Source organism: Thioclava sp. ISO4 (genome assembly GCF_058105145.1).
The window spans coordinates 1,295,428-1,307,550 of record NZ_CM176571.1; the positions used below are offsets into that span (position 1 = coordinate 1,295,428).

Genomic DNA, 12,123 nt, shown 5'->3' on the forward strand with positions numbered 1-12,123 from the left:
ATCGATGCCGTCGGAGGGCGGTTACATCATCAATGCGAAGAGGTCCGCCCTTTTGATCTTCCTGAAATCGGTTCTTATCGGGGCGTGAGGCTTCGAAGTGCGAGCCGCATCTGCTTCTCGATCTCTATCAAAACGAAGAAAACGACGCCGATCAGGATGATCAATACGCCTTCGGGGAATGGCACCGCTTGTGTTCCGAACACCTTCTGCAAAGGGGGGACGTAGGTGATCGCGAGCTGAGCGGCTATGACGGTGAGTACGCAGACCCAGATGATCGGCGTTCCCCGCGCAGCCGCCCAGGTGAGTGAGGTGCCGTGGATGTTACGGATGAAGAAGAGATGGAAAATCTCGAGCACGACCAATGTGTTCATCGCCATCGTCTGCGCCAGGACGGGCGGATAGCCCCGGTCGATGGCGTAGAAATAAGCCCCGAAGACCGCCATCAGGAATAGCGACGAGACGAGCACGATGTGCCAGATCAGCTGACCCGTCAACAGCGGCGCGGCGCGCGGGCGAGGGGGCCGGCGCATGGTGCCGGGCTCGGACGGCTCGAAGGCGAGCGCGACGCCCAGCGTCACGGCGGTGATCAGGTTTACCCAGAGGATCTGCACCGCCGAAATCGGCAGTGTCATGCCGGCAAAGAGCGCTGCGACGATCGTCATTGCCTCACCCGCATTGGTGGGTAGCGTCCAGCTGATGACCTTTTTGATATTGTCATAGACCGTCCGGCCCTCGCGCACTGCGGCGGCGATAGATGCGAAATTGTCGTCGGCGAGTACGAATTCGGCGGCCTCCTTGGCTGCCTCGCTGCCCTTCCGACCCATGGCGATCCCGGCATCGGCGCGCTTGAGCGCGGGTGCATCGTTGACCCCGTCTCCGGTCATGGCGACGGTCAGCCCCTGCGATTGAAGGGCCGTTACGAGCCGCAATTTGTGGGCCGGAGAGGTGCGCGCGAAGATGTCCGTCTTCACGGCCGCGTCGGCCAGTTCGGCGTCGTCCATCGCCTCGATATCCGCGCCGGTGAGAACGCGCTCGGCGTTCTTCAGCCCGATTCTTCCGGCGATGGCGCGCGCCGTGGCGGCATGGTCACCGGTGATCATCTTCACTTGGATACCCGCGGCATGACAGTCGGCGACGGCGTCGATGGCTTCGGCCCGCGGGGGATCGATCAGGCCGATCAGCCCGACGAGGGTCAGCTGACCCTCGAGGTCAGCCGACACCAACTCGGCGTGGCCCGCAGACACCGCGCGTGTGGCGATCGCGATCACCCGCTGGCCCTCGGCAGCGAGCTCCTCGATCGCTGCGTGCCAGTGATCGACGTCCAGCGGTTCCGTGCTGCCGTCGGCGCTGCGCTGGTCGGCGCAGAGTGCAAGCACCGCCTCGGGAGCGCCCTTGACGTGGATGCAGGCGCGGCCTTCGCGGTCGCGGTGCAGCGTGGCCATGTAGCGATGCGCGGCATCGAAGGGGATTGCATCGGCACGGGACCATTCGCGGAAGGGCTCGGGCCCGTCTCGAGTGACCTTGCCGGCGAGCGCCATGAGCGCACCCTCCATCGGGTCGCCCTCGACACGCCAGCCTTCGGCATGGCTGTGCAGCAGCGCATCGTTGCAAAGCGCCGCGGCGCGGGCGAATTCCATCAGCACCGCGTGGTCGTCCGGGTCGATATCGGCATCGCGCCAGCGCACTGCGCCTTCGGGGGCGTAACCGTTGCCCATCACGGAATAAACGTGCTCGGTCGCGGCGAGTGAGGCCACCGTCATTTCGTTGCGCGTCAGCGTTCCGGTCTTGTCCGAGCAGATCACCGAGACTGCGCCCAACGTCTCGATCGCCGGCAGGCGGCGAACGATGGCGTTCCGTCGGGCCATTGCCTGCACCCCGACAGCGAGGGTGATCGTCAACACCGCTGGCAATCCCTCGGGAATCGCAGCTACCGAGAGGCCGACAATGGCCATGAACAGATCGGCAAAGGGCAGGTGTCCGACGAAGTAGCCGTAGGTCAGGAGTGTCGCCGCCACCATAAGGATGAAGGCCGTCAGCCAGCGGGCGAAGCGGTCCATCTGCGCGACGAGCGGCGTCGTCAGCGTCTCAACTCGGCTCAGCATGCCGCTAATCCGGCCAATCTGGGTCTGTGCGCCCGTCGCCACGACGACGCCGCGTCCCGCCCCGGCGGCGACCAGCGTGCCCGAGAAGAGCATCGAACTCCGGTCGCCCAGCGGCGCTTCCTCCGCGACCGATGCGGTGCCCTTGTCGACCGGCACGGATTCGCCGGTCAGGATTGCCTCCTCTGCCTTCAGCCCCCGGGCCGCGATCAACCGAAGATCGGCTGTCACCCGATCACCCGCCTCGATCAGCACGATGTCGCCGGGCACCAGATCGGCCGCCTCGAGGGTCTGTCGTCGTCCGTCGCGCAGCACCGCCGCGCGCGGCGCCAGCATATCCCGGATCGCGGCCATCGCTTGCTCGGCGCGACCTTCTTGGACATAGCCGATCACCGTGTTGACGATTACCACGGCAAGAATCACACCCATGTCCAGCCAATGCTGAAGAGCCCCTGTCACCGCAGCGGAGGCGAGCAGCACATAGATCAGCACGTTGTGGAAGTGCGCCAGGAAGCGCAGCAGCGGGCTTCGTCGGGGCGGTTCGGGAAGCCGGTTGGGGCCGTGCGCGACTCGGCGCCGCGCGGCTTCCTCGCTGCTAAGTCCTTCCGCCCTGGCTGAGACCGCGTGAAGGGCCTCACTCGGGGGCAGTGCGTGGAGCCTCGAGATGATATGCTGCTTTTCCGCCAGAAGCCGGGTGTCGACTGGGTGAAGATTCGCCGCGCTTGTCGGGGGCGGATAGGGTGGGGACGGCATGTGGTTCCTTCTCGCGTCGGGGAGCGGCGTCAGGTTCAATCTGATCTGCAGGAAACTCAGCAGTCATCATGTGGGATATTACTTTATCGGGCAACTCCGTTGAGACGAGGGGGCTTCACTACATTGCCCGTGCCTCAGGCGAGGATTGGGCCCGTGCATCGCCGCTTCCATCCGATGCTTGGCGAACTCGATGCGCGCGCGCCCTCAGGAGCATGCGCGCTTCCCACGATCTGCGCCTGCGAGTCGAGATCGGTGATCCGCGCCAGCGCGTCGAGATCGGTGATCCGCGCCAGCGCGTCGATCAGAACGTCATGCCCCTTTCGCGCGGCCAGCAATCCGACCGAGAGGATCAGGGGGGGGCGGATTTAGCGATGTCGCAATGGGCGGGCCGGTCGAAGCCGGGCAGGGCGATCGAGATCCGCTCGGGCGCGACGCCGAACTCAGCCTGCAGGATCGCGCTGGTATGAGGGCTGGGCACGACGACATGCGCGGCGCGCTTGAGGTTCTCGGCCTCACGGGCCAGCAGATGTCGCGCGCGCGGCGCGGGCAAGCCGGTCTCGAGCCCCAGCGGGTGATGCAGCATCGCGACCACGGGCGCCACCATCGCATCGAGCACCTCCGTCTCGATCGAGCCGAAGACCAGCCCGTCGAGGATCACCGGCCGGTCGGCGGGAATGGCGGTCAGCTGGGCGCGCGCGGTTGCCGTCTCTTGCGCCGAAGCGCCGGGGAAGCTGGGGGCAGTTCGATATGGGCGACGTCGCGGCCTGCCGCGCGCAGCGCCTCGAGCAGTTTGCGCTCGTAGATGCCCCCCGGTCAGTTGCGTGATGTCGCCCGGGATGGCGAAGGCGGCTCGTGTCATGTGAACTCCCTCGACAATATCAGCGGACCAGTTGCTCGGCTCCGTAGCGGCGCAGAACAGCGCGTTCGATCCGTTCAATGGCGGCATAGGCCGCGACTGCGACGAGAGCCAGCAGAACGACAGAACTCCACAGCATTCCGTAATCCGAGGTGGAGGCGGTCAGTGCCATTAGTCCACCGATCCCGCGTCCCGTGGCTAACCATTCTGCTGTAGTCGCCGCCAGAATTGCCGCTGGCACCGCCATCCGTGCAGCGGCGAAGAATGCGGGCAGCATCGCGGGAAACTGCACCAGCGTCAGCCGTTCCCACCGGGTCGCGGCATAGCTCTCGAAGAGGTCGAGGAGCGCGGCGGGTGTGCGTTTGAGCCCCTGGTAGCAGGCGATGAAGGTCGGAAAGAAGATCATCACGGCGGTGATGGTGATCGTGCCCGCAGCCCCGCGCCCCATCGCGACCACGACGAGCGGGGCGGTGATGACGATGGGGATCGCGCGCAGGGCCACCGCGAGCGGCATGATCGCGCGCGACAGCGCGGGCAACATTAGAAGCGCGATGGCGAGGCCCAGCCCGAGCGCGAGGCCCAGAGCGTAGCCGGGCAGAGCTAGGCTCATCGTCTGTCCGAGGGCTGCGAAGAGGGTCGTGCGGTGATCGGCGGCTCCGCTGGCGGTGACGAGAAAGGCCCAGATGTCGTCGGGCCGCTTGGCGAAGAACCGGTTCAGCCCGGCGAGATCCATCGACAGCCACCATAGCGCGATCACCACGAGCGCGACGAGGATCGGGTTCAGCCGCGTGGCCCAGCTGCGGTCGGTGCGGGCATCGGGCAGGCTCGCGAGGATCAGCGGCGGCGGCGCGTCGTCGAGCCTGCGCCAGAGCCATCCGATTCCGGCATGGGCCAGCATCGAGACGGCCGCGGCGATGGTGGCAAGCGACCAGGTGCCCGCCACATCGAGGCTGCGCATCGCGCGGATCGTCAGCACGCCCATGCCACGCTCTGCCCCGGTGAACTCGCCGACCAGCGCGCCCAGGAACGCGGCGGGGGCGGCGATCTGAAGGCCCGCGAACAGATAGGGCATGGCGGCCATCGCGCGCACCTCGACAAGCGCGGTCCAGCCGCCGCGCCCATAGCTGCGCACCAGATCGAACCAGTTCGGCGGGGCCGCCCGCAGCCCCACCAGCAGCGGCAGGAAGGTCGTGTAATAGACCGCCAACGCGGCCAGCGTCACCTGTGGCCCCAGTCCCGGCCCCCAGAGAACACGCAGGATGGGTCCGGTCGCGACCAGCGGTAGGCAAAAGACAATCAGCGCGAGCGAGGAAATCAGCCGCGCCGCCCCGGGGATCAGGATTGCCACTGCCGCCAGCGCGATCGCGGTTAGGTTGCCGATCACGTAACCGCCCGCCGCCGCGAGCGCGGTCCAGCCGGTCGCGCGCAGGATCAGTCCGGCGTGATCGGAAAGGTATGAGGCGATCTCCAGCGGTCCCGCAATCAGATAGGTGCCCGCGAGCGCGCGGGCCAGAGCCTCCCACGCGATCAGCGCCACCAGCGCGGTCGCGATGCTGCGCAGCCAGTCAGTCCGGGGCCTGCGCCATCGGGCGGGGGAGAGGATCATGCGGGCGCGCTCACGAGGCTATCCAGGCCGGGGGAGGCGCGGGCGCGTGGCGGGCGAGCGCAGCGCCGACCTCCTCGATCAGCGCATCCAGCGCGGGACCCTTCTCGCGCGGATGCGGTAGCAGCACGGTGATATCGGCCACCACCCGCGCCGGGCGGGGCGACAGCACAATGACCCGATCGGCGATGCGCACCGCCTCCGAGATCGAATGCGTGATCATCACCGCCGTCACCCCGCGCGCCTGCCACAGCGCCGGCAATTCTTGATTGAGCCGTGCGCGCGTCAGCTCGTCCACCGCGCCGAAGGGCTCGTCGAGGAGCAGCAGCTGCGGATCGGTCGCGAGGCAACGTGCGATCGCCGCGCGCTGGCGCATCCCGCCCGAGAGATCCGCGGGGCGGCGATCCTCGAAGCCTGCAAGCCCCACGGTCGCGATCAGATCATCGACCTTCGCAGGGTCCGGCGCCATCCGCGCGAGCTTGCGTGCAAGCGCGATATTGCCGCGCACCGATCGCCACGGCAGCAGGGCCGCATCCTGGAAAGCCACCGCGAGCGCTGCGCGGCGGCGCATCTCGGCCGGGGTTTCGCCACCGATGCGCACAGTGCCAGCGCTTGGCCGGTCCAGCCCCGCGATCAGGCGCAGCAGGGTCGATTTCCCGCAGCCCGACGGGCCGACAAAGGCGGTCGTGCGCCCGCCGTCGAGCTGCAGATCTGTCGGGGCCAGCGCGTCGATCCGGGCCGCACCCGTTTCGAAGATACGGCTGAGCCCCTCGCAGGTGATGCCCGGCGCTATGTCCGACGCGCGCTCAACCTGCATGGATCTCTTCGAGGATCGAACGATCCCACAGATCCGCCGTCACCGGCTTGTCCAGCAGCGCGAGCGTCTTGATGTTTTCCGCGATGCTCTCATCGGTGAACCAGCCGAAACCGTGTTCATCGGTGACGTCCGAGAACATCAGCGGCACCTGACGTTTCGCTTGCAGTTTCTGCGTCTCCAGATCGAGCCCCGCATCGGGGAACATCTTGACCGTCAGCTCGGCCGCGGTATCGGTATCTTTGTGGTAATCGGTCCAGCCCTTGATCTCGCCGCGTAGCAATTCGACCAGCTCCTTGCGACGATTGGCGAGGCTGTCCTCGGTTGCGATATAGGTCTGCGATTGCACCGCATAGCCGAAATCGGCCATCAGCATTGTCACCGGATCGAGCCCCTTCATCGTCATCGCGACGGGCAGATCGGTGGCCCAGCACAGCAGGCAATCGACCTGACCAGCGACCAGAGGGGCCGCGTCATATTGCGTGGGCACCACTTCGATCGCGTCGAAACTCACGTCGTTGAGCTTGCACAGCGCCTTGAGCACCGGGGTATTGGCTAGCGCCATGCCGATCTTCTTGCCCTCGAGATCCTTCGGCTCCTTCACCGGGTTTGCCGGCAGCGAGGCGATGGCGAAGGGGTTCTTCTGCATCGCGACCGCGATGATCTTGAAGGGCGCGCCCTGGGCCACGGCGGCGGCGGTATAATCGGCCGCAGAAATGCCGACCAGCGCGGTCCCCGAGACGACCGGCGGCTCGACCGGGGCGTTCGGCCCGCCCGGCGTGAGGCTCACGTCGAGGCCCTGATCGGACCAGTAGCCCTTCGACTTCGCGATATAGCTGCCGCCGAACTGCACCGAATGCAGCCAGGACAGCTGCAGGTTAACGGTGCCTGCGGCGAGCACCGGGTGCAGCCCTAAACTCGTGGCGAGAACGCCGCCGGCGCCGGTCGCCAGAAATCCGCGGCGGGTAAGAGCGTTTCGTTTCATGAAAAATTCCTCGCTATCCTTGCTGTTCAACTTAGCGCGTCCTGCGCGGGCGTCATTTTGCTTTTGACGTAGTTGCGGCGGCCGCGTCGCGACGCAGCAGCACCCAGCCGAGACCGGGCAGCGCCGAGGCGATCAGGGTCGCGCCGAAGGCGGTCGCGGCTGCAAGCCCCGCCTCGGGCGTTGCGCCCGCCAGCGGGAACAGCGCCGCAGCTGCCCCCTCGCGCCAGCCCCATCCGGCGATGCTGAGCGGGATCACCATCGCGCTCAGGATAAGCGGCACGAGCGTCACGATCGCGCTCGGCGAAAGCTGCGTGCCGATCGCACGCGCGGCGAAGGCGAAGGCCAGAAGATTGCAGGTCACGATCGACAGCCCGAGCGCGATCTGGCGTGCCCGCACCTCGCGCCCCAGAAGCGCACGACGCAGCGGCGCGAGAAGCCGCGCCAAACGGTCCCAGCTGCGCGCGAGAAGCCACAGCGTCAGCGCGGCCCCCAAAAGCTCGAGCGCCCACACCAATCGTCCCGTCAGCAGCAGTGCAACCAGAACCACCGCGGCCAGTGCGATCTGCCCCGCCAGCCGTTCGATCACGACGGCCTGGCTGGAACGCAAGAGATTGGCCGAGCGGCGCGCCCGCATCGCCCGGCCCGCATCCCCAAGCACCCCGCCGGGCAGGGTCTGGTTCACCAGCTGCGCGAGGTAATACTCCCCGATCGCCTCGCCCGTCTCAATCCGCTGCCCAAGCGCGCGCGCGGTGACCTGCCAGCGCAGCGCCGAGAGCACCGTCTGCAGATTGACCGCGATCCCCGCAAGGGCGAGCCAGCGCCAATCCGCCATACGAAGATGCGAAAATACGATGGTCGGATCGACGAAATAGAGCGTGACCGCCAGAACGGTCGCGACCGTGATCAACTTGAGAGCCAGATGCGTCATCCGCGTGCCTCCGACGGTTCCGCGCTGAGCGTCTTGATGAAGCGATCGCGGAAATCGCGCATCGGCCAGACCGGGGTCTGCGCATCGGGCACGAGCCCTTCGGTCCAGTTCCAACCGTCAAACAGGGCGACCAGATCGGGCGGGCCGATCAGGTGAACCGGCACGTCCCGGCTCTCGCTCTGGGCTACGAAAGAGGCGGGTTGGTGGTCGCCGAGAACGATCATCAGCGGGGGGTGGCGTGTTTGCCGTTCGGCAAAGGCCAGAATGGATTGCAGCGAATAGTCGATGGCTTTGCGATACTGGTCGCGCACCCGGTCGCGATCACGCCAGACGATTTTGGGCGGATCGCCGGAATTGGCCATCTCATTGAAAATCGTGCCGTTGCCGACCGTGTTCCAAGGCACGAGATGCGGCACCGGGACCCAGGGTGCATGCGAGGACAGCAGCACGATCTGTGCAAGCAGCGGATCGTCGGGCCGACTGCGCGGCACGAGCCGGTCAAAAGCGGCAAGGGTGAACTGATCGGGCATCGTCACGAAGTTGAACGGATCGCCGCGATAGCCGAGATCGGCTGCGGCGAGGATGGTCTGGAACCCCTGTTTTGGCCCCTCGGGCCAGTCCATCGTAATGCCTGGCATTACCGCAATCGTCCGCAGTCCCGAGGCCGCGGCAAGATCGAACAGGGTCTTGCGGGGGCTCGCGAGCAAGGCCCGATAACGCGTCTGATCGGAAATCGTCAGCCCTGATTCCAGCGTGGAATGCGCAAGCCAGCTCTGCCCGCCCGCCGTGGGCGAGGTCAGCCAACCCGACCGCATCGCCAAGCCGGCCTGTCTCAGGCGCGGCTCGGCGGCCTTGAGCGTGCCCAGATGCGTCGGTGCATAGAGCGGGTTGTCGAAGCTCGCGCGCCCGTAGCTCTCGATGAAGACGATCAGTACATCACGGCCCTGAAGCCGCGTGAAGAGATCGGTTGCGCCCGCGTAAGGGTCGGTTTGGGCTGCCGCATAAAACAGCCGCAGGCTCCGCGTGGTCTCGACATAGCGGGTGAGGTGATACCCCGCGATCCGGGTCGTATCGGCGCGCCCGGGCCAACGCTTGAGTGCTGTTCCGGAAACCTGAAGTGCTACGGCAGCAATGCAAAGCGCCGCGCCAAGGCTTGCGCCCGCACGCCATCCGACCCCGCGCACGAGCCCCGTCCATTGTCCGCTTGCCCACCAGAGCGCGGTGATCAGGGCGCCAAGTCCGACAATCAAGCCGATCCCGGCCAGCAGGGTCAGCGGCAGGCCGATCGTGCGTGCGGCAAGCCTCGGTCCAGCATCGAAAACGAAACTGTCGACCGCGAGATTGAACGGTCGGGAAAAGGCGATGAAGCTGCCGATATCGGCGATTTTCAGAAGCACCATCACCACCAGCGCGACCGCAAGCAGGGCTCGGATGGCGTTGGTCGCGCGCCATCCCCTGGACAGAACGGCGAGGCTCAGCAAGATCGCTGGCAGCTCGAGTGGGACGCGCAGAAATGTCTTGAGCACGAGGCCATCCGGGTAGTCCGGCAGCACCAGAGCGATCTGAAATACCCAAGCCGCGAGCAGCAGCCCCGCGATTTTATGCCCTGCGCTCATCAATCGCGGGCCCGGGAGAGCCAGAGGATATCGGTCGCGAAAGACCAGGCGAGCGCGAGCGTGGCGGCGGCGGCGATGATCTGCGCGGGCAGGCCATCAACGCCGGGGATTGTCAGCACGATGAGCGCTGCGATCTGGACCACGCAGATCGTCTTGCGCCGGAAGCTCTCGGGCAGCGGGGCATTCAGCCAGGGAAGGGCCTGCGCCAGCGCAATGTAGATATAGCGCATCGAACCTAGCAGCAGGACCCAGGCCCCGACCGTGCCCGAGGCAAAGACAAGGACCGACAGCACGAAGCCAAGCGCCGCATCGGTTTCCATGTCGAAGCGTGCGCCAATGCGCGACACCAGCGCAGTGCGGCGCGCCAGCCAGCCATCGAGCCCGTCCATCGCGAAGGCCAGTGTCGCGATCGCCGTGATCGACCAGGCAAGGATTTCCGTGGTCGGATCGCGCGCGAGAAGCGGGGCGAGCAAGGTTACGATCAGGGCGGCGCGCGAAAGCGTAACCACGTTGCACAGGCCCAGCCGGCCATGTGGGTAGGAGCGCCAGAAGGCGAGTGAAATTGCGATCGTTCCGAAGGCGACGGCGCTGAAGCTCAGGAAGGCAAGGGCGAATCCCCAGGGCGCGATGATCGACGCCGCCACCAGTCCCAGCGGCAGCCCCAGCGATGCCATACGCAACGCCGCCCCCGACGGACGGTCCGCGCGTGCCGCAGCCAGAAGGCGCTGAAACTGTTGTGGCGCGAGAGGCGACTGGATCATGAAGACAACCCCGGCGTGACAATAGTTAAAGAAACGCAATGGCGCATGATATGGTTCATTATGGCAAGCGAATAGCCGAATAATTCGGAGAATCTGGGGGGCAAGCATGCGCAAGACTCGACATGAGGAGAATGCGGCATATTCGGCCCCGGCCCGCTGGCTGCACTGGAGCGTGGCGGTGCTTGTCCTCGGGTTGATCGCTGCGGGGCAGGTGATGATCGCCGAAGGGCTGGCGCCTTCGGTCCGGGATCTGCTTTACCTCTTTCACAAAAACGCGGGCGTAATCATCGGTGCGCTGATGCTGATCCGGCTTGGGTATCGGATCGCTCATCCTCCGCCGCCGCTGCCCGCGACCACGCCGCACTGGCAGGCACGCGTCGCCCATGTGACACATGCGCTTCTCTATCTTCTGGTCTTCGTGATGGTGGTTTCGGGCTACACGCGCGTGCGCGCGGGCGGTTATCCGATCGAAGGGCTCGACGCTCTGGGCCTGCCGCGCCTCGTGGCAAAGGAGAAAGGGCTCGAAACGGCCGCGAAGGCGATTCATGCCTATGCGCGGCTTGGCCTGATTGCCCTGATCGCGCTGCATATCGGCGCAGCCTTCTATCATACGCTCTGGCTGCGCGACGGGCTTCTACGCCGGATGTGGCCGCGCCGTTCAGGCCAGTAGCACCCGCGCCGCCAGCGGCCGGTGATCCGAGGCCACGCGAATACCCGGCCCGTCGAGAACCCGCGCTTCGCGCACGGCAGCGGGCTGGTCGCTCAGGATCCGATCGAGCGGCAATAGGGGGCGGGTGGCGGGGAAGGTTCTGCGCACCGGGCCCGACAGGCGCAGCCCGACGAGCTTTTTCGAGAATGCCAGACCACCCCAGGGCCGCCACTCGTTCAGATCTCCCAGCACGATCGTCGGCATCTCCGGGCGCCGAAACAGGAACTGCCCGATCGTGCGCATTTGCGCGGCGCGCAGCATCTGCCCCAGCGAAAGATGGGTGGTCAGGATTCTCAGCGCCTTGCCATTCTTTCGTGTGTCCACCACCACCGCGCCGCGATGGCAATGGCCGGGCAGGTCGAGGACATGGGTGGCGGTGATCTCGAAATCGGGATGGAGAAATAGGATGGCGCCCAGAAACCCATCGCTCTGCGGCCCCCAGCGCAGCGCCGCGTTGCTATGGATGGATCGAAGCCCGGTCTCGGCTTCGATCCTTTTGAGATCGAGAAGTCCTGCGTGTGGAGGTGTTTCCTCATCAGCCTCCTGCAAGGCGAGAACCTCCGGGCCGTGCGCGCAGACTTCCGATGCAAGCACGTCGACGATGCGTTCCGGATCGACGCGGTTGTCCTGCCCGCGTCCCCGATGGACATTCCATGTGACACACTCGAGGCCATGAGGTCGGAGTGTTTGCATGCGCATCCCTACTTGTCCTGAATTTTCCTTTCGAACTATCGCCAGGCGCTCCGCCCTGCGCAAGCCAGGCCATTGCAGAGAAGTTGCATGAAGCTCATTTGCGCTCCACGGGGTGTCACGTGATTTGCACCGGTGTTCCCGACATAGCTATCTGCCGGTTGTTCTCGCGATGACCTGCCACGGGTCTTTCGCCATTGACTGGCCCGTGCGAATGTCCCGGACATCGGATCGGGATGCGCTTAAGGAGTTCGGGGGCTGGACCGGAAATTGCACCTGATCTCAGTTTCATCGGCGCCTGACCGTCGT

11 protein-coding genes are annotated in these 12,123 nt (G+C 65.9%); 1 reads left to right on the forward strand and 10 read right to left on the reverse strand.

Translation table 11 applies throughout. The annotated features are described in order from the left end of the window. Positions 1-74 precede the first annotated feature (74 nt). The 9 genes from AC2TZ7_RS06540 to AC2TZ7_RS06580 all read right to left on the reverse strand — a co-directional run bounded on the left by AC2TZ7_RS06540 (position 75) and on the right by AC2TZ7_RS06580 (position 10,415). Positions 75-2,852 (reverse strand): cation-transporting P-type ATPase, encoded by a 2,778-nt coding sequence (locus AC2TZ7_RS06540; protein ID WP_489866301.1) that lies wholly within the window; start codon positions 2,850-2,852, stop codon positions 75-77. 134 nt (positions 2,853-2,986) lie between these two features. Then, complete coding sequence (locus tag AC2TZ7_RS06545; RefSeq protein ID WP_489866302.1) at positions 2,987-3,187, reverse strand: hypothetical protein; 201 nt, start codon at positions 3,185-3,187, stop codon at positions 2,987-2,989. A 14-nt stretch (positions 3,188-3,201) separates the two neighbouring features. Continuing rightward, positions 3,202-3,711, reverse strand: coding sequence for a glycosyltransferase (locus AC2TZ7_RS06550; RefSeq protein WP_489866303.1), 510 nt, complete (start codon positions 3,709-3,711; stop codon positions 3,202-3,204). 19 nt (positions 3,712-3,730) lie between these two features. Continuing rightward, positions 3,731-5,314, reverse strand: a complete 1,584-nt coding sequence (locus tag AC2TZ7_RS06555; protein WP_489866304.1) for an ABC transporter permease — start codon at positions 5,312-5,314, stop codon at positions 3,731-3,733. A gap of 10 nt (positions 5,315-5,324) precedes the next feature. Next, positions 5,325-6,128: an ABC transporter ATP-binding protein gene (locus AC2TZ7_RS06560; RefSeq protein ID WP_489866305.1), complete on the reverse strand. Its 804-nt coding sequence runs from the start codon at positions 6,126-6,128 to the stop codon at positions 5,325-5,327. Continuing rightward, positions 6,118-7,110, reverse strand: coding sequence for an ABC transporter substrate-binding protein (locus tag AC2TZ7_RS06565; RefSeq protein WP_489866306.1), 993 nt, complete (start codon positions 7,108-7,110; stop codon positions 6,118-6,120). The genes AC2TZ7_RS06560 and AC2TZ7_RS06565 overlap by 11 nt, the downstream gene beginning before the upstream one ends. A gap of 52 nt (positions 7,111-7,162) precedes the next feature. After that, complete coding sequence (locus tag AC2TZ7_RS06570; RefSeq protein WP_489866307.1) at positions 7,163-8,038, reverse strand: lysylphosphatidylglycerol synthase transmembrane domain-containing protein; 876 nt, start codon at positions 8,036-8,038, stop codon at positions 7,163-7,165. Continuing rightward, the gene (locus tag AC2TZ7_RS06575) at positions 8,035-9,654 is read right to left on the reverse strand and encodes a sulfatase-like hydrolase/transferase (protein ID WP_489866308.1); all 1,620 of its coding nucleotides are present in this window, start codon (positions 9,652-9,654) and stop codon (positions 8,035-8,037) included. Before AC2TZ7_RS06575 ends, AC2TZ7_RS06570 begins: the two co-directional genes overlap by 4 nt. Beyond that, positions 9,654-10,415, reverse strand: a complete 762-nt coding sequence (locus AC2TZ7_RS06580; RefSeq protein ID WP_168173789.1) for a CDP-alcohol phosphatidyltransferase family protein — start codon at positions 10,413-10,415, stop codon at positions 9,654-9,656. Before AC2TZ7_RS06580 ends, AC2TZ7_RS06575 begins: the two co-directional genes overlap by 1 nt. A 106-nt stretch (positions 10,416-10,521) precedes the next feature. Between AC2TZ7_RS06580 and AC2TZ7_RS06585 the strand changes: the two genes are divergently transcribed. After that, on the forward strand, positions 10,522-11,085 hold the full coding sequence (locus AC2TZ7_RS06585) for a cytochrome b (RefSeq protein ID WP_078540097.1): 564 nt from the start codon (positions 10,522-10,524) through the stop codon (positions 11,083-11,085). Here AC2TZ7_RS06585 and AC2TZ7_RS06590 read toward each other — a convergent pair. Continuing rightward, positions 11,074-11,823: an endonuclease/exonuclease/phosphatase family protein gene (locus AC2TZ7_RS06590; protein ID WP_489866309.1), complete on the reverse strand. Its 750-nt coding sequence runs from the start codon at positions 11,821-11,823 to the stop codon at positions 11,074-11,076. The genes AC2TZ7_RS06585 and AC2TZ7_RS06590 overlap by 12 nt on opposite strands. Positions 11,824-12,123: the final 300 nt, after the last annotated feature.

Excerpts from the sequence above, each read along its gene's own strand:
- AC2TZ7_RS06540 (WP_489866301.1), bottom strand. The coding sequence starts at position 2,852 with ATGCCGTCCCCACCCTATCCGCCCCCGACAAGCGCGGCGAATCTTCAC.
- AC2TZ7_RS06550 (WP_489866303.1), bottom strand. The coding sequence starts at position 3,711 with ATGACACGAGCCGCCTTCGCCATCCCGGGCGACATCACGCAACTGACC.
- AC2TZ7_RS06555 (WP_489866304.1), bottom strand. The coding sequence starts at position 5,314 with ATGATCCTCTCCCCCGCCCGATGGCGCAGGCCCCGGACTGACTGGCTG.
- AC2TZ7_RS06560 (WP_489866305.1), bottom strand. The coding sequence starts at position 6,128 with ATGCAGGTTGAGCGCGCGTCGGACATAGCGCCGGGCATCACCTGCGAG.
- AC2TZ7_RS06565 (WP_489866306.1), bottom strand. The coding sequence starts at position 7,110 with ATGAAACGAAACGCTCTTACCCGCCGCGGATTTCTGGCGACCGGCGCC.
- AC2TZ7_RS06570 (WP_489866307.1), bottom strand. The coding sequence starts at position 8,038 with ATGACGCATCTGGCTCTCAAGTTGATCACGGTCGCGACCGTTCTGGCG.
- AC2TZ7_RS06575 (WP_489866308.1), bottom strand. The coding sequence starts at position 9,654 with ATGAGCGCAGGGCATAAAATCGCGGGGCTGCTGCTCGCGGCTTGGGTA.
- AC2TZ7_RS06580 (WP_168173789.1), bottom strand. The coding sequence starts at position 10,415 with ATGATCCAGTCGCCTCTCGCGCCACAACAGTTTCAGCGCCTTCTGGCT.
- AC2TZ7_RS06585 (WP_078540097.1), top strand. The coding sequence starts at position 10,522 with ATGCGCAAGACTCGACATGAGGAGAATGCGGCATATTCGGCCCCGGCC.
- AC2TZ7_RS06590 (WP_489866309.1), bottom strand. The coding sequence starts at position 11,823 with ATGCGCATGCAAACACTCCGACCTCATGGCCTCGAGTGTGTCACATGG.